Consider the following 22516-nt stretch of genomic DNA (forward strand, 5'->3'; position numbering starts at 1 on the left):
GAATGTTCGGCTTCCGCCTTTACGCTATGTAAGATAAATCACGACAAATCATTGCCGAATAGCGAAAGGGGAGCTAGTATTTAGCCCCACGTTCTGTTAGGTTGTCATAGGTACAAATGAGTGATTGGAGGCAGCGTACGGTGGCAGAGAACCAAGCGCCCAACGCCGCGGCTGACGTGGAGATGAGCCAGTATGTGGCTGATCGCACGCGAGTGAATGAAGACAAAATCAAGCAGGATGACGAGATCATTCAGCAGTTCGGCGACTATACGTACGGATGGCATGACACGGATTTCGCCGGAGAAGCGGCAAAAAAAGGCATTGACGAGAATGTCGTGCGCGCTATTTCCGCAGATAAGAACGAGCCGGAATGGATGCTGGAAAAGCGATTGGAAGGCTATCGCGATTTCATTAACCGTCCGATGCCTCAATGGGGTGTCGATCTAAAGGATTTCGACGCCGACGATTTCAAGTATTACGTCAAGCCGATCGACAAGCAGGCCACGACTTGGGAGGAATTGCCTGACGAGATTCGTGCGACGTATGACAAGCTCGGTATTCCCGAAGCGGAAAAAAGCCGTCTTGTCTCCGGCATCGCGGCACAGTACGAATCCGAGGTCATCTACAACTCAATCCAGAAGGATCTTGAAGACCAAGGCGTGATTTTCGTCGACACCGACACCGCGGTGCAGAAGTATCCGGAAATCGTCAAGAAGTATTTCGGCAAGTGCATTCCGAGCAACGACAACAAATTCTCGGCATTGAACACCGCCGCATGGTCGGGCGGGTCGTTCGTCTACGTGCCGAAGGGTGTGCATGTTGATATTCCGTTGCAGGCATACTTCCGTATCAATACGCCGAATATGGGTCAGTTCGAGCGCACGTTGATTATTGCCGATGAGGGATCGTACGTGCATTATGTGGAAGGCTGCACCGCACCGATCTACTCGACCGATTCGTTGCATTCCGGTGTGGTGGAGATTTTCGTCGAGCCGCATGCCCGCGTGCGCTACACTACCGTGCAGAATTGGTCGAACAACGTCTACAATCTGGTGACGCAGCGTGCCTACGTGCGTGAAGGCGGCACCATGGAATGGGTCGATGGCAATATTGGTTCCAAGGCAACCATGAAGTATCCGGCCTGCATTCTCGCCGAGCCGTATGCGAAGGCCAGCACCATGTCGCTCGGCTTCGCAGGCAAGGGCCAGTATCAGGACACCGGTGCGAAGATGATTCATCTTGCACCGCACACCAGTTCCACCATCGTGGCGAAGTCGATTTCCCGCGGCGGTGGACGTTCCGCATACCGCGGTCTCGTCAAAATCGTCAAGGGTGCCGAAGGATCGTCCAACTCGACGGTATGCGATGCACTGCTTGTCGATGAGTTCAGCCGCTCCGACACCTACCCGCATGTGGACGTGCGCGAAGACGACGTTTCCATGGCACATGAGGCTACGGTTTCCAAGGTTTCCGAAGACCAGCTGTTCTACCTGATGAGCCGCGGTCTTTCCGAAGACGAGGCCATGGGCATGATCGTGCGAGGCTTCGTGGAGCCTATCAGCCGTGAGCTGCCGATGGAATACGCGCTTGAACTGAACCGACTGGTTGAACTGCAGATGGAAGGATCGGTGGGCTGATCACCATGGCACAAACTCAGGAAATCAATATTCCCGTTGCGGATCCGAATGATCCGTATGCGAATCCGGCAGCCATGCCCTCTTCGGCGGATCGTTCGCCGCGTTCATTTGATGTGGACGCATTCGAAGTGCCCGACCGCAAGCAGGATGATTGGCGCTATACCCCTGTGGAACGCGTCGAAGAATTTTTTGAACCGTTTACGCCGTCGAACGAAACCCAGATTGCCGTCACTATGATCGACGGCACGGCTCTTACTGAAGGCGTGACCTATAGCGAAGGCAAGCCGGGAGACGCCGATACAGGGATTGTTTCCAAGCCTTGCGATCGCGTATCCGCGGTGCAATGGAATTCCACATCCCGCGCTGGAATTCTGCGTATTGGGGGTGAAATCGAGCAACCAGTGCTTGTCAAGGTGCATGGTGCCGGAACCGACTTGGATGCTTTCCATCTGGTGATCATCGCAGCTGACCGCACCCACGCTGATGTTGTTGTAGAGCATGACGGCGATGCACGTATCGCCGAAGGTGTGGAGATCCTCACAGGTAAGGACTCCCATGTGTCCACCACATTCATTCAGGAGTGGAACAAGGGCTCCAAGCATGTGGGCAACCAGCGTATCCACTTGGGGGAGGGCGCTTCCCTGCGCCATTCCGTGGTCACGCTCGGCGGCGACGTTGTTCGAATCCGTATGGATCAGGATTTCGGCGGCGACCAAGGCGATCTCAATATGCTTGGCATCTACTTTGTGGATCCGGGCGAGCATATCGAACATCGCACCATGGTTGTGCACAACCATCCCGAGTGTAAGAGTCGTGTGGTATATAAAGGCGCTCTTGACGGCAAGGGCGCGCACTCCACATGGGTCGGCAACGCGCTGATCGCTCCGACTGCGCCGGGTACCGACTCGTATGAGCTCAACCGCAATCTGGTACTTACTCCGGGCGCGATCGCCGATTCCGAACCGAATCTGGAAATTGAAAACGGCAACATCATCGGAGCCGGACATGCCTCTTCCGTCGGGCGCTTCGACGATGAGGAGCTGTTCTATCTGCAGTCCCGCGGTATTCCGGAAACCGAAGCCCGCAAACTTGTGGTGCGAGGCTTCTTCGGCGAACTCGTTGAGGAAATCGGCATTCCCGCAATCAGCGAACATCTCATGAACGTTATCGACAAGCGCCTGGCACGCGGCGAAAGCGACGCAATCGCCCAGGTGTTGGAAGAGAAGTAGAACGTAGGAGCGAAAACCATGTCAACTCTTGAAATTAAAGATCTGTACGCGCACGTCGAAACCAAGGACGGCATCAAGCCGATTCTCAAAGGCGTGAACCTGACCGTCAACTCCGGTGAAACCCATGCCATCATGGGGCCGAACGGGTCCGGCAAATCCACGCTGGCATACACGCTAGCGGGCCATCCCAAGTACGTGGTCGATTCCGGACAGGTGCTGCTAGACGGCGAAGATATCCTCAAGATGACTCCGGACGAGCGAGCCAAGGCAGGCATCTTCCTAGCCATGCAGTATCCGGTCGAAGTGCCGGGTGTGTCGATGACCAACTTCCTGCGCACCGCAAGAACCGAAGTCGACGGCAAGGCTCCAGCCATCCGTACCTGGACCAAGGAACTGTCTGAAGCGATGAAGCGCCTGAAGATGGATCCGAAGTTCGCCACCCGTTCCGTGAACGAGGGTTTCTCCGGCGGCGAGAAGAAGCGTGCCGAAGTGCTGCAGCTCGAGCTTCTCAAGCCGAAGTTCGCCATCCTTGACGAAACCGACTCTGGTTTGGATGTCGACGCGTTGCGTATCGTCTCCGAGGGCGTGAACCGCGCCAAGGAAGCCAACCAGTTCGGCATCCTCATGGTCACGCATTACACGCGAATCCTCAAGTACATCAAGCCGGATATCGTGCATGTGTTTGCGGCCGGCCACTTCGTCAAGACTGGTGGTCCTGAACTGGCCGACGAGCTTGAGGAATTCGGCTATGACGCATACCTGCCGGAAGGCGCCGACTCCGAAAGCGCGCTGGCATGACTGATTTCGCAGCGATCCGTAAGGAATTCCCGATTCTTAATCAGAAGATTCACGGCCATCAGCTCGTTTATTTGGATTCCGCGGCGACTTCGCAGAAGCCGCAATGCGTGATCGACGCCGAAAGCGATTTCTATCGCACCATCAACGCCGGTGTGCATCGTGGAGCGCATGAACTTGCCGCACGTAGCACCATGGCGTTCGAGGAGGCGCGTGCCAAGGTGGCGCGTCTTGTCGGCGCCAATACGGTTGAAGGCGAGGAAGAGATCGTCATTACTTCCGGCGCCACGGCAGGATTGAATCTGTTGGCGACCGCCTTCGGCAACGCATCCCAAGGGCGTGGGGGAGAAGCGGCACGACGTTTCGCTGTGAAGCCGGGAGACGAGATCGTCGTATCCAAGGCTGAGCATCATTCTGTGTTGCTGCCATTCCAGGAACTTGCCGCACGTACCGGAGCGACACTGAAATGGTTTGATCTGGACGATGAAGGACGAATCCTTGCCAATACCGCAGATAAGGTAATCACCGAGCGCACGAAAATCGTGGCCGTCACCCATGTGGGCAATACCACTGGTGCCATCACCGATATTGCGCCGATTGTGAAGCGTGCGCACGAGGTGGGCGCAGTGGTTGTGCTTGACGCGTGTCAGTCTGTGCCGCACCTGAAGATCGATTTTCATGCATTGGACGTGGATTTCGCTGCATGGAGCGCGCATAAGATGTACGGTCCAACAGGCGTCGGCTTCCTATATGGCAAGCGTGAGATGCTCGAAGCGTTGCCTCCGGCGAATTTCGGCGGATCGATGGTAGAACTTGCCTGGATGGATCAGGAAGCGCAATATATGGCACCTCCGGCACGTTTCGAGGCGGGTACGCAGCCGGTTGCCCAAGTCGTAGCAGCAGGTGTTGCAGCCGAGTGGCTAATGAACATTGGCATGGAAAATCTTGAAGCCCACGAACGCGTTATCGCAGGCGAACTGCTCAAGATGGGGCAGATCGAGGGCGTACGCATTCTTGGACCGCATGCCAATGAGCAACGTATCGGCACGGTTGCTTTCGAGATCGAAGGCGTTCACCCGCATGACGTCGGCCAGTTCATCGATGCGCAGGGCATCGCCATCCGTGTCGGTCACCATTGCGCGCAGCCGGTGCACCGCCATTTCGGTGTATATGCATCCAACCGTGCATCCAGTGGCATCTACAACTGCGTCGAAGACGCACAGGCGTTGGTTGAGGCGTTGAAGAAGGTCCGTCCGTTCTTTGGAGTTAAGTAACACATATGAGTGATTTTGCAATGTCTGGCGACGATCTCGAGCAGATGTACCAAGAGGTCATTCTCGAAGCCTCAAAGAATCCGCATGGCAAGGAGCATTTCGCTCCAGATCTGGCTTCTGAAAATGCCTTCCAAACGGGAAATGCCACGGTTCAAGCGGTTCACGAGTATTGCACTCCTGGCGAGTCCCATCAGTTCAATCCGACCTGTGGAGACGAGGCCACCGTGCACGTGGAGGTTTCCGACCAAGAGCCGCATGTTATCGAACGACTGGTGTGGGACGGTCATGGTTGTTCCATTTCACAGGCCAGCCTCTCGGTGATGGTCGACCTTGTGGAAGGCAAAACCGTGGATGAGGCCATGAACTTGGCAAATATCTTCCATAAGCTCATGGAATCACGTGGCAAGGGACTGGATGATGAATCCGCGGAAGAATCCCTTGAGGACGGCATCGTCTTCCAAGGGGTGTCCAAGTATCCGATGCGCATTAAATGCGCATTGCTTGGTTGGGAAGGTATGAAGGATTCCGTGGCTAAGGCGTTGTCTGCGAAAGCGTGACAAGCATCTTTCCGCAAGTGGGCCGGTGTTTCGTGCGTTGTGCCTACAGTGAACGAAACACCGGCGACAAACTCCAGTCAACACGATAGGCTACTCAACAAGAATATACTCGAATCAAATATGGAGCGACAATGAGTGATACCTTGGTACCAGAACCGCAAGCCTCGATTTTCGATTCCGTTGCCAAGGCATTGGGCAATGACGAGGCCGCTGCGCGTCGCGTCATGCTTAACCCTAATCTCGCCAAAGGATTCAAGGACGGCAAACTAGTGGAAATCGAACACGAGAACATCAAGCAGGATGCTTGTGGCTGTGGCAATCATGCTGGAGCATGCGGCTGTTCCGCAGAGCAGGATGACGGCATCGCATTGAAGGCTGTCGATGATATCGGACGTGCGACTGCCGCCGATGTGAAGGAAGCACTACATCAGGTCATTGATCCGGAACTCGGCATTGACGTGATTGATTTGGGCTTGGTATATGGCATTGAAATCGATGAGCTTGGCCGTGCCATCATCACAATGACGCTGACCACTCCGGCATGCCCGCTGACCGATTTGATTGAAGACGAGTGCGCAAGCACCCTTGCCGGTCTCGTTGAGGAATTCCGTATTGATTGGACATGGCAGCCGCGTTGGAGCATGGAAAAGATCACTCCGGAAGGGCGCGAACAGTTGGCTGCGCTTGGATTCAACTTCGACAATCTTCCGAAATACTGACAATATAGCAACATGAAAACGACATAAAAAAGCGTGCTCCCGACGCTGGGAAGCACGCTTTTGTTCTGTGTGCGGCAGAACGTCAGTCGTCGACCACGGTACCCTTCGGCACCACAGTGATACCTTCCGGCGTGACGGTGAAGCCACGAGCCAAATCATGTTCAGTGTCGATACCGACGGTCGAATTCTCGGTAAGCACAACATTCTTGTCGAGAATCGCCTTGTAGACGCGTGCCCGACGATTGATGGTCACGCCGTCGAACAGAATCGAATCGACGACCTGTGACCACGAGTGGATACGCACGTTTGGTGAAAGCACGGAATGGTGCACTTCGCCGCCCGACACGATGACGCCGGGGGAGACGATCGAATCGGTGGCGTGTCCAAGACGGTCACGACCGGCATGGACGAACTTTGCAGGCGGCAAATTGCCGGACAGCGTGTAGATAGGCCATTCGGTATTGTACAGGTTGAACTCCGGCACATAGGAAATTAGATCCATATGTGCATCGTAGAACTGCTTCAGAGTACCCACGTCGCGCCAGTAGGCATGATCGGTCGGTGTCGCTCCCGGAATCTCGTTGGAATTGAAGTCGTAGACGCCGGCCTCATTGCGAGCCGCGAAGTACGGGGCGATGTCGCCGCCCATATCATGCTTGGTGTCTTCGGCCTTTTCGTCGAGTGCCAAAGCCTCAAACAGGGCGTCCGTGTTGGCAACGTAATTACCCATGGAAGCGAGGATGGAGTTCGGATCATCCGGCAGACCAGTCGTGGTCTGCGGCTTCTCCTGGAAGCTTTTGATCATGCTCGGGTGTTCCGGATCAACCTCGATCACGCCAAACTGGTTGGATTGGCTGATCGGCTGGCGAATACCCGCAACCGTGAACTCCGCACCGGATTCGATGTGCTGCTGCACCATCTGCTGGAAGTCCATGCGGTAGACGTGGTCGGCGCCGACGATCACCACAATATCTGGCTGCACGTCTTCGATGATGTTGATGGTCTGATAGATGGCGTCGGCCGAGCCGAGATACCAGTGCTTGCCGAGACGCTGCTGGGCAGGAACAGGGGAGACATAGTTGCCGAGCAGCGGCGAGAAACGCCACACTGTGGAAATATGCCGGTCGAGCGAATGGGATTTGTACTGGGTGAGCACCACAGTCTGCATGTAGCCGGAATTGACCAGATTGCTCAACGGGAAGTCGATCAGTCGGAACACACCGCCGAATGGAACGGCCGGTTTTGCTCGGTCCCTGGTCAAAGGCATCAGACGAGTGCCTTCACCACCTGCAAGAACGATGGAAAGAATTTTCGGATTCTTCGCCATGAGAACTCCTCTCCTAGAGCGTCGTTACGACACCGCACACATTGGTCGGTCTGCATCATCGCAAACCGCTTACGCACTCAATAATTGCATATTTTTTGCAACATGCAAGGAGTTTGCACCGCGAGTCTTGAAAATTTGCTGATTGTTTCAGTGAACAGCTGTTGAATAGAAGGCTACGGCGCTCGAAGCGGCGACGTTAAGGCTGTCCACTCCGTGGCTCATGGGAATCTTCACCGTCAGATTGGCACGGGAGATGGTGTGATGCGACAGGCCGTCGCCTTCAGTGCCGAAAATCAGCGCCAACTTGTCGATATGGTCTTTTTCGTCGTCGGCATTGTTCAAGCGGCGAACAAGCTCTTCCAACGAAATGGAGTCGTCTTCAAGAGCCATAGCAACGGTCGTGAACCCAAGATCGTGCAATTCCTGCATGCCGGTGAACGGCCAGTAATGCTTATCATTTCCGCCGATGCGCGTCCACGGAATCTGAAACACCGTGCCCATCGACACGCGGGCGGCGCGCCGATACAGCGGATCGCCGCAAGAAGGCGTCACCAACACGGCGTCGACATCCAACGCGGCCGCGGAGCGCATAAGCGCGCCGACATTGGTGTGGTCAACGATATTTTCCATGACCGCGATGCGGCGTGCTCCTCGGCAGACTTCCTCGACGCTGGGCAAAGGCCAACGCTTCATCGCAGCCAACGCGCCTCGGTGCAGCCGATAGCCGGTCAGCTGCTTGAGCTGTTCGGGGGAGGCCACGTACACGGGAATGTCGGTGCCCCATCGGTTGTCGATGAGCATGAAGGTTTCAGCCATGCCTTCAATCCACGGTTCTTCGACCAGCAGCGATATCGGCTCTCGGTTGGCGGCAAGCGCCCTGTCGATGACTTTTGGCGATTCCGCGATGAACAGGCCTTTGCTGGGTTCAAGCTTGTTGCGAAGCTGGATTTCCGTGAGATTTGGGTTATTGGCCAAAATGTGTGTCTGGAATTGTCTCTGAGGCCTTGTGCTGCAAGGGTCTGGAGGTATTTGAATGTGATGGAGGGGACTTTCCAGGTCGGCCAAAATGTGTGTCTGAAACCGGTTGGGACGTCTTATAACAGTAGGCGTGAGGAGCGTTTGAATGTGGTTGTCTGAAAGGTATGAGAATTCCTCTGTGTCCCGGATGTCACACCACGATGAAGAAGAACGGAAAGACCTCGGCCGGTAGGACGCGCTGGCGGTGCAAGGATCCCGGCTGCGGTAGCTCGCTGTCGCGCGGCTATGATCGGCGGGCGGCGGATCTGGAGACGTCGCTGCGCTGGTTGTTGTCCAAGCAAAGCCAGGCCGAGTATGCGATCCCGGCGCGCACGCTGCGCCGGATGAACGAGTTGTTATGGAGCCTGTGGCCGCCGGTTCCGCTGGTCGACGAGGTGTATGACGTGGTGCATTTGGACGGTATTCACTTGCATCGGGATGCGGTCGTGTTGATAGCGATCGCCTGCGGGCATGTGATCGGCTGGTACGTCGCCAAAAGCGAGACCGCTGCCGCGTGGGCTCATCTCATGGCCAGGATCGCCCCGCCACTGGCGGTGGTGGTCGACGGGGGCGGTGGCATTCTGAAGGCATTGCGCGAGCACTGGCCTGATACCAAGGTGCAGCGGTGCTTGTTTCACGTGTGCATGAACATCACCCAGCTCACCGGAATCAAGCCAAGGTCCGAGGCAGGCAAACAACTGCGGAAGATTGCTGTCGCCTTGAGCCGCGTGACGGACACGGATGCCGCGGCCGCATGGCTCGCCTCCTACAACCAGTGGGAGCAAACGTACGACGCGTTCCTTGACGAGAAGAGCACGTACGCGGACGGTACCATAGCCGACCAGCACCAACGCCTCGTCAAAGCCAAACGCATGATCCGCAGACGTATCCGCGAGAACCACCTGTTCACGTTCCTGGAACCACCCAAGGGTTGCACCACGCCGATCCCAGCGACGAACAACCTCATCGAGTCATGGAACGGGCGGATCCGCGACATGCTCCGCCACCACCGGGGATTAAGCCTGTTGCGCCGAATCAAGGCGATCTGCTGGTGGTGTTATCAACACACCCGACAGCCCAAACCAGCCTCATGGCTCATAACCAACGCCATCAGTGACCAGCAGATCGAGGAACTCTACCGCAAAGCATGGGAACACAGCCCACAAGGCGCATACGAAACCTACGGCATCCCCAACCGGTACGGCACCGGCATCGACTGGAACGAATTCCACACCCGCGTAAAATACCCCAACACCACCGACTAACCCCATACCACCAGACACACATTTTGGCCAATAACCCTGAGATTTGTATATGCCGCCACGCGCTCGTCGTCAATGGAATCAAGATGGATGAACTGCATGTGACCGATCTTTCGCCGAATAGCCTTTCAGATACAAGAAAACCCCTTGTTTCCAAGGGGTTTTGCTGGTGTCCGGAGCGGGACTTGAACCCGCACGCCTGTATAAATAGGCACTAGCACCTCAAGCTAGCGCGTCTACCATTCCGCCACCCGGACAGGTGCGTTGCTCACCGGCAACGAATGAAAACTATAGCAGATGCTTGGCGTGATGCAAGTCTCGGCGTGTCGCGCGGAATTCCGCCATTAGTATCCGAGGTGCTGGTAGTCTCTGGAACTATGACTGATGCCCTTTTTCTGCTTGATACGGAACATGATGATGTGCCTGTGAACAGCGATGAGCTGAACGCCGGATGGAAATTGACGTTGCCTCAATCGGTGCGTCGCCACGCCATTCAGGCCATGCGTCTGAAAGACGGTGATGAGTTGCAGCTTTCCGATGGTAGGGGATTGCGCATCCATGCGGTGCTGTGCGACGCGCAGCAGGGAATCGCACAAGTGTCGAGCTTCAGCAAGGAGCCGCAGCCCATCACCAAACTCGCTTTGATTCAGGCGTTGACCAAAACGGGGCATGATGAACAGGCCATCGACACGGCAACGCAGATCGGTGTGGACGAGGTAATTCCATGGCAGGCCGATCGTTCCATCGCCAAATGGAAGGTAGGGCGTACCGGCAAGAAGTGGAGGCAAGTGCTTGAGGCGGCCACCGAACAATCGCGACGTTCCTGGACGCCTGAATTGGGGGAGTGCGTGACCAGCAAGCAGCTGGTCGCCATATGCAAACGTGCCTGCGTGCGCGGCGATATGGTAATCGTGCTGCACCAGGATGCCACCAAAACCTGGAACCAGCTGGAGGAGTCGATCGCGGCGCTTTCCGACAAGTGTCTACAAGACGGGCGTCAGCGTACCGTGTACGTGGTGGTCGGGCCGGAAGGTGGTATCGGCGACGCGGAAATCGAGTCTTTCACCAATGCCGGAGCCGAAGTATGCGTGCTTGGAAGTAACATTCTGCGGGCGTCCACGGCCGGTCCGGTCGCATTGTCGCTGCTCGCACGGGCGTTGGGACGTTTCGTTTGATGCCACTGCCGACGATTTGCCGTGGATTATCCCGGTTGCGCAATAGCATGGTCATGACGGTTTCCCAGCATTAAGGAGCATTATGAGCGACAAGGATTGCCTGTTCTGCAAGATCATCGCAGGAGAGATTCCAAGCGAAAAGGTGTATGAGGACGATACCACCTACGCGTTCAAGGACATCAATCCGAAGGCCAAAGTCCATGTGCTTGTGGTGCCTCGTGAGCATTATGCGAACGTGGCCGAGCTCGCGGCGGCCGATCCGCAGCAGCTTGCCCACATGGCTCAAGTCGCGCAGAACATCGCAGACAAGGAATTCCATGGCGCCTTCCGTCTGATCTTCAACACCGGGCTTGATGCGGGACAGACCGTATTCCATGTGCATGCCCACGTGCTGACCGGTGAAAAACTCGACGAATAGCTTTCTTTTCCCTATATATCAACGTTAGAAGAGGTTTTGTGGCCACCACTACACGTACCATCGCGATTCCCCAACAGCTTGATCCGGTAACCGTGCTTGGGCCGGTCGACGAGGTTCTCCGGGAAGTGGAACGAGCGTTCCCCGACCTGACCATCATCGTCAGAGGCGACCGTATCGCGATCATGTCACGTTCCAACAAATCTGAATCCCAAGCCGCACAGGCCGAACATGTGATTGAAAACATCATTCAAGCCGCATATACGGCTCCGATGGACGCCGACACGGTGCGACGCATGCTCGATCAAAATGTGTTGAAAAACCCCGTTCGAGCCACGCGCCCGGGGCATGGGCGTGTAGTGGAGGGACTACGTTTGGCTGATAGGCAGCAGGGGCGTGCCGCACAACGTGAGCATGCCGCAGACCGCCGCAAGCCGCACGTGCCAGGAGTGATCACCTTTGCGCTTGGTAAGCCGGTCCGCGCGAAAACCGCTGGTCAGGTCGCCTATATCAATGCCATTGAGTCGCACACCATCACGTTCGCCATTGGTCCCGCTGGTACAGGTAAGACGTATCTTGCAGTAGCCAAGGCGGTTCGCGCCTTTCAGGATCGGCAGGTGCGACGCATCATCCTGACCAGACCTGCGGTGGAAGCCGGAGAGAACCTCGGTTTCCTGCCGGGCACACTGAACGAAAAAGTCGATCCGTATCTTCGACCGCTGTACGATGCGCTTTCCGACATGCTTGGAGCGGACCTGCTCAAACGCTACATGGACGACGGTACCATTGAAGTCGCGCCGCTTGCGTACATGCGTGGACGCACGCTCAACGATGCGTTCGTGATCCTCGACGAAGCGCAGAATACCACCGAACAGCAGATGAAGATGTTCCTGACACGACTGGGTTTCAACACGAAAATGATCATCACGGGTGACGTGACGCAGGTCGATCTGACAGTACCGAAATCCGGTCTTGCCACCATTGAACGCATACTTGACGGCATCGACGACATAGCGTTCGCCCATCTCAAGCCGGAAGACGTGGTACGACACGCGCTGGTCGGCAAAATCGTCGCAGCCTATGATCGACACGCGGCCATTGCCGGTGACCATAGTCGGCACGTCGCAGGCAAAACCACATCCAAGCAAACGGACGAGCAAATCGAAAGGAACGCTGAATGAGCGTTGAAGTAACCAACGAAACCGTCTGGCAGATTGACGGCAAGGTGTTCTCCGATCTCGGCATATGGGTGATGGACCAGATGCGAGTCAGCACGCAATCCGACCTGACCATCATGTTTGTCGACCCCGATCCGATCGCCCAATTGCATATGCGCTGGATGAACCTTGAAGGACCGACTGATGTAATGAGCTTCCCCATGGACGAACTGCGCCCAGGAGACGGCAGAACCGTGATGGAAGGCGTGCTTGGGGACATCGTGATCTGCCCATGGGTGGCCGCCCAGCAGGCGCTTGCGGCCGGACACAGCACCATGGAGGAAATGATGCTTCTGACGATCCACGGCATTCTCCACCTGCTTGGATACGATCACGCGACACCGGAACAGGAGCGCCAGATGTTCGGCCTGCAGCGTCAACTGCTGCTCACCTTCTTTGCTCTCCGCCAAGGATCGGGAGCGCAGGCAATTCTTCCGTCGGGAGCGCCGGATGCGCTTGCCGAATGGGATCGGGAGCATGGTACCGGGCGGCAGATCGCCAAATAGTGATGACGTTGCCGGTAGTATATCGTCCGGCATGATGGGGGCTGAATTATGATGCAGGAGACAATGATTGCGGTGGTAGTGGTACTTGCCGTGGTAGCGTTGCTGCTGGTCTGGCTGTCTCTTTCGATGGCTGCCACCGAAGGCGCTGTGGGACGTGTGACCCGGGCGAGCCTGAACAACCTGATTCTTGAGATTCAGACGGATGCGGAACTTTCGCAGTTCATTCGCGACAAGAAGATCAAGCGCATCCATAAGGTCCAGCGGTTGGTTACCGACCGGTATGCCACCGCAGGATCGTGTGCGTTCTTCCGTATTTGCTGCAATGTGCTTGATGGTGTGCTTGTAACTGTGATCGCAGGCATGTTGGACGCTCCACTATGGGCCGAATTGCTTGCCGGATTTGTTTTTGCCATCGTCGTTGCGGTGATTTCGCTGCTGGTGCGTCCGCGCAGTGCGGGAGCATCCAAGCCCGTCGACATCATGCTGCAGCATGCGGATACCGTCTCCGTTGCGGTGCTGTTGACCCCATTCGCGAAAATTGGCGGACAAAAGGGCACGAAGCGCCGTGGCAACGATCTTTCCGATGACGAGGAACTCGAAAAAATCCAGATCGAGCAGGGGCGCGCGACCATCGACCGTCTGGTCGAAGCCAACGATTTCGACCCTGAAGTTTCCGAAATGCTGCGCAACGTGCTCACGCTTTCCGAAACACTGACCCGTGAGGTCATGGTGCCGCGCACCGACATGATCTGCATTGAGCGAGGCGAGACATTGGGAAACATGTTGAAGCTTTGCTCCCGTTCCGGATTCTCGCGTGTGCCGGTCATTGGTGACGATGTGGACGATCTGGTCGGCGTGGCCTATCTGAAGGACGCCGTACGCGCGACGGCTTTCAACCATGCGGCGATGACGCGCGAAGTCGAATCGATAGTCCGCGATCCGATGCTGGTGCCCGAATCCAAACCAGTTGACGACCTGTTCCATCAAATGCAACGCACACGTCAGCATGTCGCCATCGTCGTGGACGAATACGGCGGCATCGCAGGCATGGTCACTATTGAAGACGCCATAGAACAAATCGTGGGCGAGTTGGAAGACGAACATGATCGCACGCAACATGCCGATCCGGAACAGATCGGCGACAAAAGATGGAGCATGCCAGCCCGCACGCCGATCGCCGATCTAGAAGAGATTTTCGAAATCGACATTGACGAGGATGACGTCGACACTGTTTACGGATTGTTGACCAAATTGTTGGGACGCGTGCCGATCGTCGGTTCTTCCGCAGTCACCCGAGGATTGCGCATGACCGCAGTCGATTCCGCGGGACGACGCAAGAAGGTGTCGACCATTGTGGTGGAACCGGCCCACGTCGAGGGCGTGGACGAAACTGAAACACGTAACGAAGAACATGCGGATGATGCCGAAGAGGCATCCGACAACGATAAGGATTCCAAAGACAAGCATGACTGACGCAGCAACGACTGAGACGACTTCCGACCATTCCGATTCCACTACGCCCATTCCATATCGTTCCGGTTTCGTTGCCGTGGTAGGACGCCCGAACGTAGGCAAGTCGACGTTGATCAACGCGTTGATCGGCACGCAGATCGCCATCGCATCATCTCGCCCGGAAACCACGCGTAAGGCCATTCGTGGCATTCTTACCACAGATAATGCGCAGATCGTTTTGGTTGACACGCCTGGTATCCATCGCCCGCGCACATTGCTAGGACAGCGCCTGAATGATGTTGTGGACGAGTCGCTCGCCGACGTGGACGCCATCGCCTTCCTGCTGCCCGGCGACCAGGAGATCGGTCCCGGCGACAGGCGCATTTTGAGTCGTCTGCGCTCCGATTTCGCAGTGAAGCGCGACGATGGCACGTTCAAATGGAAAGTGCCGCTGATTGCCATCGTCACCAAAATCGACGAATTAAGCCGCGAAGGACTGATTAACAAGCTTATCGAAATCAACGAGTTTGCCGATTTCACCGATATCGTGCCTGTCAGTGCACTCAAGCATGACAATCTTGCCGAAGTCAAGAACGTGCTTATCGAAAACATGCCGGAAGGTCCGCAAATGTATCCGGCTGAACAGATTACCGAAGAACGTCCGGAAGAAACCATTGCGGAATTGGTTCGTGGCGCATTCCTGGAAGAATTGGATGACGAGCTGCCGCACTCGTTGGCCGTGGTCGTGGATTCCATTGAATATCCGGAAGACAACGATAGCGGAGCGGCCTACGATGGCAAAGCCCACGTCATTGTGTCGATTTATGTGGAGCGTGATTCCCAGAAGCCGATTATCATCGGCAGGGGAGCGGAACATCTTGTGCGTGTCAAAAAGAAGCTGCGCACGCCGGTCAACCGCATCGTCGGTCAGAAAGCAAAGCTCGACTTGCACGTCAAGGTCGCCAAAGGATGGCAGTCGGATCCGAAACAGCTTGAGAAGCTAGGCTTCTAACCTATTTAAGGTTCGTTCGCAGTCAAACAGCTTGAGAAGCTAGGCTCTTGATTTGTTTAGGGTTATTGGCCAAAATGTGTGTCTGGAATTGTCTCTGAGGCCTTGTGCTGCAAGGGTCTGGAGGTATTTGAATGTGATGGAGGGGACTTTCCAGGTCGGCCAAAATGTGTGTCTGAAACCGGTTGGGACGTCTTATAACAGTAGGCGTGAGGAGCGTTTGAATGTGGTTGTCTGAAAGGTATGAGAATTCCTCTGTGTCCCGGATGTCACACCACGATGAAGAAGAACGGAAAGACCTCGGCCGGTAGGACGCGCTGGCGGTGCAAGGATCCCGGCTGCGGTAGCTCGCTGTCGCGCGGCTATGATCGGCGGGCGGCGGATCTGGAGACGTCGCTGCGCTGGTTGTTGTCCAAGCAAAGCCAGGCCGAGTATGCGATCCCGGCGCGCACGCTGCGCCGGATGAACGAGTTGTTATGGAGCCTGTGGCCGCCGGTTCCGCTGGTCGACGAGGTGTATGACGTGGTGCATTTGGACGGTATTCACTTGCATCGGGATGCGGTCGTGTTGATAGCGATCGCCTGCGGGCATGTGATCGGCTGGTACGTCGCCAAAAGCGAGACCGCTGCCGCGTGGGCTCATCTCATGGCCAGGATCGCCCCGCCACTGGCGGTGGTGGTCGACGGGGGCGGTGGCATTCTGAAGGCATTGCGCGAGCACTGGCCTGATACCAAGGTGCAGCGGTGCTTGTTTCACGTGTGCATGAACATCACCCAGCTCACCGGAATCAAGCCAAGGTCCGAGGCAGGCAAACAACTGCGGAAGATTGCTGTCGCCTTGAGCCGCGTGACGGACACGGATGCCGCGGCCGCATGGCTCGCCTCCTACAACCAGTGGGAGCAAACGTACGACGCGTTCCTTGACGAGAAGAGCACGTACGCGGACGGTACCATAGCCGACCAGCACCAACGCCTCGTCAAAGCCAAACGCATGATCCGCAGACGTATCCGCGAGAACCACCTGTTCACGTTCCTGGAACCACCCAAGGGTTGCACCACGCCGATCCCAGCGACGAACAACCTCATCGAGTCATGGAACGGGCGGATCCGCGACATGCTCCGCCACCACCGGGGATTAAGCCTGTTGCGCCGAATCAAGGCGATCTGCTGGTGGTGTTATCAACACACCCGACAGCCCAAACCAGCCTCATGGCTCATAACCAACGCCATCAGTGACCAGCAGATCGAGGAACTCTACCGCAAAGCATGGGAACACAGCCCACAAGGCGCATACGAAACCTACGGCATCCCCAACCGGTACGGCACCGGCATCGACTGGAACGAATTCCACACCCGCGTAAAATACCCCAACACCACCGACTAACCCCATACCACCAGACACACATTTTGGCCAATAACCCTTTGTTTAAAATCCGTTTCGCAACGGGTTGAATAGAATGAGGTCCGGTTCCCGCAGGGATCGGACCTCATTCTATTATTCGAAGAATCACTTCCTCTTAGTATACATCTGCGTGTTCAGCAAAGTGGCGTAACGTTGGATGACCTTCGGACGAATCACCTTCATGGAAGCGGTCATCAAACCATTCTCCTGAGTGAATTCCTCCGGCAGAATAATGAACTTGCGTACGGATTCCGCGCGGGAAACACCTTCGTTGGCCTGATCGACCCACTTCTGCACTTCGGCGCGGACGGCCGCGTTATTGGCGGCGTCTTCCATCGACATGTTACGGTCCAGACCCTTGCTTTCCAGCCATGGACGCAGGGATTCCTCGTCGAGCGTAACCAAAGCGGAAATGAACGGACGCTTGTCGCCGAGAACCAGCGCCTGGGAAATGAACTCGCAACGCTTGATGGCTTCTTCAATCGGGCCAGGGGAAACGTTCTTGCCGCCCGCAGTGATGATGAGATCCTTCTTACGTCCGATAATGTACAGAAAACCATCGTCATCGATACGTCCCAAATCGCCGGTACGATACCAACCATCCTTGGTGAATGAATCCTCAGAAGCTTCTTCGTTCTTGTGATACTTCGGGAACACCGCCGTACCCTTGACCTGAATCTCTTCATCCTCGGCAATACGAAGCTCGAAGCCAGGGAAGGCGACACCAACAGAACCCTGATGATATGGCACGCCAAGCGGGTTGAATGCGCACGGAGCGGTGGTTTCGGTCAAACCATACCCCTCATACACGGGCACACCGGCGCCACGGAAGAACGCCATCAGTTCCGGATCAAGAGGAGCGCCGCCCGCCACAATCCACTGGGCACGTCCGCCGAGTACCTCACGCAGAGAAGCGTAGACCATCGGATCGAACGCCATACGGCGAGCCTTGGCCAGAGCGCTGGCCTTGCCCTTCGCGCTGACTTCCTTCATATAATTCTGAGCTGTCACAACCGCCGCAGCGAAAGCCACTCCCTTGGCGCCATGTCCGGCCTTTTGCGAAGCAGCGTTGTACACCTTCTCGAGTACACGCGGAACGACAATCATAACGGACGGTTTGGCGACCTGCAGATCGGCGATCAGCGTCTTGATACCCTGCGCGATGTAAATATGCATCTCGCTGGCCACGCAGATGTAGTTGATGGCACGTGCGAAGGAGTGTGCTTGGGGAAGGAACAACAGCACGTTGTTCTTCTTCTCGTGCAGCAGCTGCGGCATGTATACCGGAAGATTCAACGCGGTGGTGCAGTAATGCTCATGAGTCATCTCCACACCCTTCGGTGCGGCGGTGGAACCGGAAGTGTATACGATGGAGCATAGGTCGGTTTTCTTGATGGAATCAATGCGCGCGTCGAGTTCCTCATCGCTTACGCCGGAACCATAGGCCATGATCTCGTCAAGACCGCCGTTTTCGAAGCAGATGATATGTTCCAGCGTCGGGCATTCCTTTTCGGCGCCGTCGGCTTTGGTGCGCATATCGGTGGTTTCGACCACCAGCAGACGTGAATCGGAATTATTGACGATGTTGCGAATCTGCTCCGCGGAATCCGTGTCATAGATCGTGGCGAGCACGCCTCCGCACGCCATAACGGCAGCATCGAACACATCCCACTCGTAAGAGGTGCGGCACATGAACGCCACGCCATCGCCCTTCTTCAGACCGTAATGCATCAGGCCTTTGGCGATCTGGCGAATATCAGCAAGCACCTCATTTCCGGTTTTGGTTACCCATTCGCTATCCGATTTATAGGTGTAGAGCGGTTCGTCACCCATACGTTCTGCACGATCGGCGTAGATGTCGTAAATGGTGGTGCCCTCGTCCAGCGGCGGCTGACCCTCGGTTTTGGTGGTCAGCAAACCGGTTTCCGGGTCAAGGAACGTGGTGGATGGGAATCCTTCGCCCCACTCGACGGTGTGCGGAAGATCGATATGACCGTCGGGGGAGATGATGTTGTTCGGATCGTTGTAGTCCGGATTGTTACCGGAATCGTCGCTGACGGGGTGAACGAAGTCACCGCCCAGACGCAGTGCCTTCTGCGCGAGATTTGCAGCTCGCTTGTTCAAAGAGGTGATGACGGACACGTGACTCTCCTACACATCTAAATCCAATATCTGTAGGAATGATAGACCCTTGAACGCGACACGTCACCTTACGGTAGCGTAGGGAAAGCGTATGCGCTAACAAAGCGCTGCATGAAGAAATCGTCATGGAATGCCATTCAATAGGATTCAATAGGTGAACTTTTCTTCATGCGAAGGTGTGACCTACGTTACACTGGTGCGCTGTACCTGTTCATTTTGATTTCTTTAACGAGGAAGAAAGGGCACCTATGGCTGAAAAAGCTGAAGCCACCGTGGTCTTCGGAGTTCTCAATGAGACTTCCGAACACGAGTCTCGCGTTGCTCTGACACCGGATATCGTAGCGAGGTTGCGTAAATCGGGTGTTAATTGCCTGATTGAAACCGGTGCGGGAATCGCATCGCATTATGTTGATGAGGATTATACTAAAGCCGGAGCGCAGGTCGTCTCCGCTGATGAAGTGATTGCGCGTGCTGATGCGCTTGGTTTTGTCGATCGTCCGAGCGATGCGTTGATCGCTCGCATCAAGCAGGGTACTTGGATTATCGGTATGCTTGGCTCGTTCACCGATGCCGGTTATATCGCTGCGATTGAGAAGGCCGGCTTGGTCGGTGTTGCCATGGAGAAGCTGCCGCGTCAGTTGAGCTCCGCTCAGTCCATGGATGAGATGACCTCCCAGAACTCCGTGATGGGCTATAAGGCCGCCATTGTGGCAGCCAACGCTTACGGTTCGTTCCTGCCGATGATGACCACTGCCGCCGGCACGATCCGCCCGGCCAAAGTACTCATTCTTGGCGCTGGCATCGCCGGCCTGCAGGCCATCGGCACCGCCAAGCGTCTTGGTGCGGTCGTCACCGCATACGATGTGCGCCCGGCTTCCAAGGGTGAGGTCGAATCCTTGGGCGCCAAGTTCCTGGATCTGGGTCTTGATTTCTCCAAGGGCCAGGGTGAGGGCGGCTATGCTCGTGCGCTGAGCGCCGAAGAGCAGACCCAGCAGCAGGCTGCCGTCGATCAGAAGGCTGCCGGTTTCGACATCGTTATCACCACCGCCAAGGTTCCTGGTCGCAAACCGCCGGTTCTGCTGACCAAGGCCGGCGTGGCAGGTCTGCACCGCGGCGCCGTGATCGTCGACTGCGCGGCAAGTGATCTCGGCGGTAACGTCGAAGGTTCCACTGTCGGCACTCAGGTCACCGAGAACGGTGTGACCATCATCGGCGCTCCGTACTTGGCAAGCGGCGTTTCCACCACCGCATCCAACCTGCTGAGCCGTAACGTGGCCGACGTGCTTGCGCATTTTGTGCGTGACGGCAAGCTGGCCATCGATTTGAACGAAGAGCTTGACAGCGCCATGGTCGTGGCTGGCCGTGGCGAGGAAACCAAGAAGAAAGGGGAGTAAGCAATGGATATCGTTGTTGCGATCACTCTGTTCGTCCTTGCGCTGCTCATTGGTGTTGAGGTTATCGGCAAGGTGCCGGCCACCTTGCACACTCCGTTGATGTCGGGCGCGAACTCGATCCATGGCATCGTCATCGCAGGTGTCGTCATCGTCGCCGCGCATGCCACCAGCCCGCTCGCTTGGGTGTTTATCTTCCTGGCCGCAGTGCTGGGCACGATGAACGTGGTCGGCGGTTACGTCGTCACCGATCGCATGCTGGAAATGTTCAAGTCCGACAAGGGCAAGAAGAAGGAAGAGGAGGCCAAGTAAATGGGTACCATGGCTGAAATGCTGAGTACTCCGCTCGGTGTCGTCGAATGGTTCGTCTATCTGCTGGCCGCCGTGATGTTCGTTATCGGCCTGCACCTGATGAACTCTCCGAAAACCGCCCGCAAAGGCAATATGGTCTCCGCCATCGGCATGATCCTCGCCGTGGTCATGGCGTTCATTGTGCTATTCGCCGGTGAGATCTCCAATGGTTTTCAGCATGGCGTGGCTGTTGTGCTGTTGATCGCCGGCATCATCATCGGTGCCGTCGCCGGCGTGGTTTCCGCCAAGAAGGTCAAGATGACCGACATGCCGCAGCTGGTGTCCGTGTTCAACACCGTGGGTGGTGGCGCGGCCGCGCTTGTGGCTTTGAACGATATTCTGACCTCCGAAGGCACTCCGTCCATCGTGGTGCTGATCACCGCCGGTTTGGGCATCATGATCGGTTCCGTCACGTTCTCCGGTTCTCTGATCGCAGCTGGCAAGCTGCAGGGCATCAAGTGGGTCAAGAAGCTGAGCCTGCCGGGCAAGGGCTTCTGGAACATTCTGTTCGCCGTGCTGACCATTGCGTCCTTTATCATGCTGTGCGTGCAGCCGGGACAGCGTCTGCTGTGGTCCGTGCTCACCACCGTGTTCGCTCTGTGCTACGGCCTCGTGTTCGTCATCCCGATTGGTGGCGCTGATATGCCTGTGGTCATTTCCGTGCTCAACGCCTGTACTGGTACTGCAGTGGCCATGTCTGGCTTGGCCATCAACAACATCGCTCTGATCGTGGCCGGCGCACTGGTTGGCGCCGCCGGTGTGACCCTGTCCATCGCCATGTCCAAGGCCATGAACCGTCCGCTGCTGTCCGTGCTCGCAGGCGGTTTCGGCGGTGCCAATGCCGCCGCTGGTGCTGGTGAAGGTCCGGAAGGCACCATGAAAGAAACTTCCGCCGATGATCTGGCCGTGCAACTTGTGTACGCCGAAAAGGTCATTTTCGTGCCGGGTTTCGGCTTGGCTCAGGCCCAGGCTCAGCGCGAGCTTGCCGATCTTGGTGTGCTCCTGAAGGACCATGGCGTCGAAGTCTCCTACGCCATCCACCCGGTGGCAGGCCGTATGCCTGGCCACATGAACGTGCTGCTTGCCGAAGCCAACGTGCCGTATGAGGAGCTCGTCGACTTAGACGACATCAACCCGCAGTTCCCGCAGGCCAATGTGGCTCTTGTGGTCGGCGCCAACGACGTGACCAACCCGGCCGCACGCAAGCCAGGCACCCCGGTCTCCGGCATGCCGATCCTCGATGTCGACAAGTCCCAGAACGTGGTGGTCATGAAGCGCGGTCGCGGTACCGGTTACGCCGGCATCCAGAACGAACTGTACTTCGAAGACAACACGCAGATGCTCTTCGGCGACGCCAAGTCCAGCCTGCAGGCCGTTATCGCGGCAGTCAAGGAGCTCATCAACTAACAGCTGAACGTTCTATTGATGCTTTCCTGAAAGGTCTCTTCCGGTGATGGAAGGGACCTTTTTGCATATGGTGGTTTTTGTAAGATCAGGTCTGTTGCATGCGAATTGTGAGTTATCCACAGTTGTTATTCACCTGTGGATATGGGTGGAGTTTTCCACATATCCACAGATTTTCAAGGTTTGGTGGCGCAGGATGATTTGAATATGAGACAGTAGGTGCACCCTACAACAAA

General features: G+C 56.3%; 20 protein-coding genes and 1 tRNA gene. 17 read left to right on the top strand and 4 right to left on the bottom strand.

The window, feature by feature from the left end:
* Positions 1 to 116 precede the first annotated feature (116 nt).
* The 6 genes from sufB (at position 117) to AH68_RS04200 (ending at position 6211) form a co-directional block, all read left to right on the top strand.
* The gene (gene sufB, locus AH68_RS04175) at positions 117 to 1637 is read left to right on the top strand and encodes a Fe-S cluster assembly protein SufB (protein WP_052189144.1); all 1521 of its coding nucleotides are present in this window, start codon (positions 117 to 119) and stop codon (positions 1635 to 1637) included.
* 5 nt (positions 1638 to 1642) lie between these two features.
* A complete protein-coding gene (gene sufD, locus AH68_RS04180) occupies positions 1643 to 2866 on the top strand; it encodes a Fe-S cluster assembly protein SufD (protein WP_039197919.1) in 1224 nt (407 codons plus the stop codon).
* 18 nt (positions 2867 to 2884) lie between these two features.
* Positions 2885 to 3664, top strand: coding sequence for a Fe-S cluster assembly ATPase SufC (gene sufC, locus AH68_RS04185; RefSeq protein ID WP_039197921.1), 780 nt, complete (start codon positions 2885 to 2887; stop codon positions 3662 to 3664).
* Positions 3661 to 4935 (top strand): SufS family cysteine desulfurase, encoded by a 1275-nt coding sequence (locus tag AH68_RS04190; protein WP_039197923.1) that lies wholly within the window; start codon positions 3661 to 3663, stop codon positions 4933 to 4935. Before sufC ends, AH68_RS04190 begins: the two co-directional genes overlap by 4 nt.
* A gap of 5 nt (positions 4936 to 4940) precedes the next feature.
* Positions 4941 to 5492 (top strand): Fe-S cluster assembly sulfur transfer protein SufU, encoded by a 552-nt coding sequence (gene sufU, locus AH68_RS04195; protein WP_039197925.1) that lies wholly within the window; start codon positions 4941 to 4943, stop codon positions 5490 to 5492.
* Positions 5493 to 5623: 131 nt separating this feature from the next.
* Positions 5624 to 6211 (top strand): metal-sulfur cluster assembly factor, encoded by a 588-nt coding sequence (locus AH68_RS04200; protein WP_039197927.1) that lies wholly within the window; start codon positions 5624 to 5626, stop codon positions 6209 to 6211.
* 82 nt (positions 6212 to 6293) lie between these two features.
* Here AH68_RS04200 and glgC read toward each other — a convergent pair whose 3' ends face one another.
* Both glgC and AH68_RS04210 read right to left on the bottom strand, forming a co-directional pair.
* Positions 6294 to 7538 (bottom strand): glucose-1-phosphate adenylyltransferase, encoded by a 1245-nt coding sequence (gene glgC, locus AH68_RS04205; protein ID WP_039197929.1) that lies wholly within the window; start codon positions 7536 to 7538, stop codon positions 6294 to 6296.
* Between the two features lie 147 nt (positions 7539 to 7685).
* Entirely contained in the window at positions 7686 to 8513 is an 828-nt protein-coding gene (locus tag AH68_RS04210) for a TrmH family RNA methyltransferase (protein ID WP_236682453.1), read from the bottom strand.
* Positions 8514 to 8680: 167 nt separating this feature from the next.
* On the opposite strand from AH68_RS04210, the gene AH68_RS04215 reads away from it, so the two are divergent.
* A complete protein-coding gene (locus AH68_RS04215; protein ID WP_039197933.1) occupies positions 8681 to 9820 on the top strand; it encodes an IS1249 family transposase in 1140 nt (379 codons plus the stop codon).
* Between the two features lie 164 nt (positions 9821 to 9984).
* Here AH68_RS04215 and AH68_RS04220 read toward each other — a convergent pair.
* Positions 9985 to 10074 (bottom strand) — tRNA-Leu (locus AH68_RS04220).
* A gap of 120 nt (positions 10075 to 10194) precedes the next feature.
* Here AH68_RS04220 and AH68_RS04225 point away from each other — a divergent pair.
* The 7 genes from AH68_RS04225 to AH68_RS04255 all read left to right on the top strand — a co-directional run bounded on the left by AH68_RS04225 (position 10195) and on the right by AH68_RS04255 (position 16974).
* Positions 10195 to 10992 carry a 16S rRNA (uracil(1498)-N(3))-methyltransferase gene (locus AH68_RS04225; RefSeq protein WP_039197935.1) on the top strand — a complete coding sequence of 266 codons (798 nt, stop codon included), beginning with the start codon at positions 10195 to 10197 and terminating at the stop codon, positions 10990 to 10992.
* An 82-nt stretch (positions 10993 to 11074) separates the two neighbouring features.
* On the top strand, positions 11075 to 11410 hold the full coding sequence (locus AH68_RS04230) for a histidine triad nucleotide-binding protein (RefSeq protein WP_003835089.1): 336 nt from the start codon (positions 11075 to 11077) through the stop codon (positions 11408 to 11410).
* A gap of 38 nt (positions 11411 to 11448) precedes the next feature.
* Positions 11449 to 12588 carry a PhoH family protein gene (locus AH68_RS04235; protein ID WP_039197937.1) on the top strand — a complete coding sequence of 380 codons (1140 nt, stop codon included), beginning with the start codon at positions 11449 to 11451 and terminating at the stop codon, positions 12586 to 12588.
* Entirely contained in the window at positions 12585 to 13130 is a 546-nt protein-coding gene (gene ybeY / locus AH68_RS04240) for an rRNA maturation RNase YbeY (RefSeq protein WP_003835085.1), read from the top strand. Before AH68_RS04235 ends, ybeY begins: the two co-directional genes overlap by 4 nt.
* A gap of 51 nt (positions 13131 to 13181) precedes the next feature.
* The gene (locus AH68_RS04245) at positions 13182 to 14603 is read left to right on the top strand and encodes a hemolysin family protein (protein WP_039199813.1); all 1422 of its coding nucleotides are present in this window, start codon (positions 13182 to 13184) and stop codon (positions 14601 to 14603) included.
* Entirely contained in the window at positions 14596 to 15594 is a 999-nt protein-coding gene (era, locus tag AH68_RS04250; RefSeq protein ID WP_039197940.1) for a GTPase Era, read from the top strand. Before AH68_RS04245 ends, era begins: the two co-directional genes overlap by 8 nt.
* Positions 15595 to 15834: 240 nt before the next feature.
* A complete protein-coding gene (locus tag AH68_RS04255) occupies positions 15835 to 16974 on the top strand; it encodes an IS1249 family transposase (protein ID WP_039197933.1) in 1140 nt (379 codons plus the stop codon).
* 123 nt (positions 16975 to 17097) lie between these two features.
* Here AH68_RS04255 and AH68_RS04260 read toward each other — a convergent pair whose 3' ends face one another.
* Positions 17098 to 19134 (bottom strand): AMP-dependent synthetase/ligase, encoded by a 2037-nt coding sequence (locus AH68_RS04260; protein ID WP_039197942.1) that lies wholly within the window; start codon positions 19132 to 19134, stop codon positions 17098 to 17100.
* Positions 19135 to 19382: 248 nt separating this feature from the next.
* Between AH68_RS04260 and AH68_RS04265 the strand changes: the two genes are divergently transcribed.
* The 3 genes from AH68_RS04265 to AH68_RS04275 are packed head-to-tail and all read left to right on the top strand — an operon-like array spanning position 19383 to position 22283.
* Positions 19383 to 20528 (top strand): NAD(P) transhydrogenase subunit alpha, encoded by a 1146-nt coding sequence (locus AH68_RS04265; protein WP_039197944.1) that lies wholly within the window; start codon positions 19383 to 19385, stop codon positions 20526 to 20528.
* 3 nt (positions 20529 to 20531) lie between these two features.
* Positions 20532 to 20837, top strand: a complete 306-nt coding sequence (locus tag AH68_RS04270; protein ID WP_003809446.1) for an NAD(P) transhydrogenase subunit alpha part 2 — start codon at positions 20532 to 20534, stop codon at positions 20835 to 20837.
* Positions 20838 to 22283, top strand: a complete 1446-nt coding sequence (locus AH68_RS04275) for an NAD(P)(+) transhydrogenase (Re/Si-specific) subunit beta (protein ID WP_039197955.1) — start codon at positions 20838 to 20840, stop codon at positions 22281 to 22283.
* The last annotated feature ends 233 nt before the right edge of the window (positions 22284 to 22516 follow it).

Source organism: Bifidobacterium catenulatum PV20-2 (genome assembly GCF_000800455.1).
GTDB lineage: Bacteria > Actinomycetota > Actinomycetes > Actinomycetales > Bifidobacteriaceae > Bifidobacterium > Bifidobacterium kashiwanohense_A.

Bases quoted from the DNA above. Each gene is read 5' to 3' on its own strand.
- glgC (WP_039197929.1), bottom strand. From the start codon at position 7,538: ATGGCGAAGAATCCGAAAATTCTTTCCATCGTTCTTGCAGGTGGTGAA.
- AH68_RS04270 (WP_003809446.1), top strand. From the start codon at position 20,532: ATGGATATCGTTGTTGCGATCACTCTGTTCGTCCTTGCGCTGCTCATT.
- AH68_RS04215 (WP_039197933.1), top strand. From the start codon at position 8,681: ATGAGAATTCCTCTGTGTCCCGGATGTCACACCACGATGAAGAAGAAC.
- AH68_RS04255 (WP_039197933.1), top strand. From the start codon at position 15,835: ATGAGAATTCCTCTGTGTCCCGGATGTCACACCACGATGAAGAAGAAC.
- era (WP_039197940.1), top strand. From the start codon at position 14,596: ATGACTGACGCAGCAACGACTGAGACGACTTCCGACCATTCCGATTCC.
- sufC (WP_039197921.1), top strand. From the start codon at position 2,885: ATGTCAACTCTTGAAATTAAAGATCTGTACGCGCACGTCGAAACCAAG.
- sufU (WP_039197925.1), top strand. From the start codon at position 4,941: ATGAGTGATTTTGCAATGTCTGGCGACGATCTCGAGCAGATGTACCAA.
- sufB (WP_052189144.1), top strand. From the start codon at position 117: ATGAGTGATTGGAGGCAGCGTACGGTGGCAGAGAACCAAGCGCCCAAC.
- AH68_RS04200 (WP_039197927.1), top strand. From the start codon at position 5,624: ATGAGTGATACCTTGGTACCAGAACCGCAAGCCTCGATTTTCGATTCC.
- sufD (WP_039197919.1), top strand. From the start codon at position 1,643: ATGGCACAAACTCAGGAAATCAATATTCCCGTTGCGGATCCGAATGAT.
- AH68_RS04245 (WP_039199813.1), top strand. From the start codon at position 13,182: ATGCAGGAGACAATGATTGCGGTGGTAGTGGTACTTGCCGTGGTAGCG.
- AH68_RS04225 (WP_039197935.1), top strand. From the start codon at position 10,195: ATGACTGATGCCCTTTTTCTGCTTGATACGGAACATGATGATGTGCCT.
- AH68_RS04190 (WP_039197923.1), top strand. From the start codon at position 3,661: ATGACTGATTTCGCAGCGATCCGTAAGGAATTCCCGATTCTTAATCAG.
- AH68_RS04230 (WP_003835089.1), top strand. From the start codon at position 11,075: ATGAGCGACAAGGATTGCCTGTTCTGCAAGATCATCGCAGGAGAGATT.
- AH68_RS04265 (WP_039197944.1), top strand. From the start codon at position 19,383: ATGGCTGAAAAAGCTGAAGCCACCGTGGTCTTCGGAGTTCTCAATGAG.
- AH68_RS04275 (WP_039197955.1), top strand. From the start codon at position 20,838: ATGGGTACCATGGCTGAAATGCTGAGTACTCCGCTCGGTGTCGTCGAA.
- ybeY (WP_003835085.1), top strand. From the start codon at position 12,585: ATGAGCGTTGAAGTAACCAACGAAACCGTCTGGCAGATTGACGGCAAG.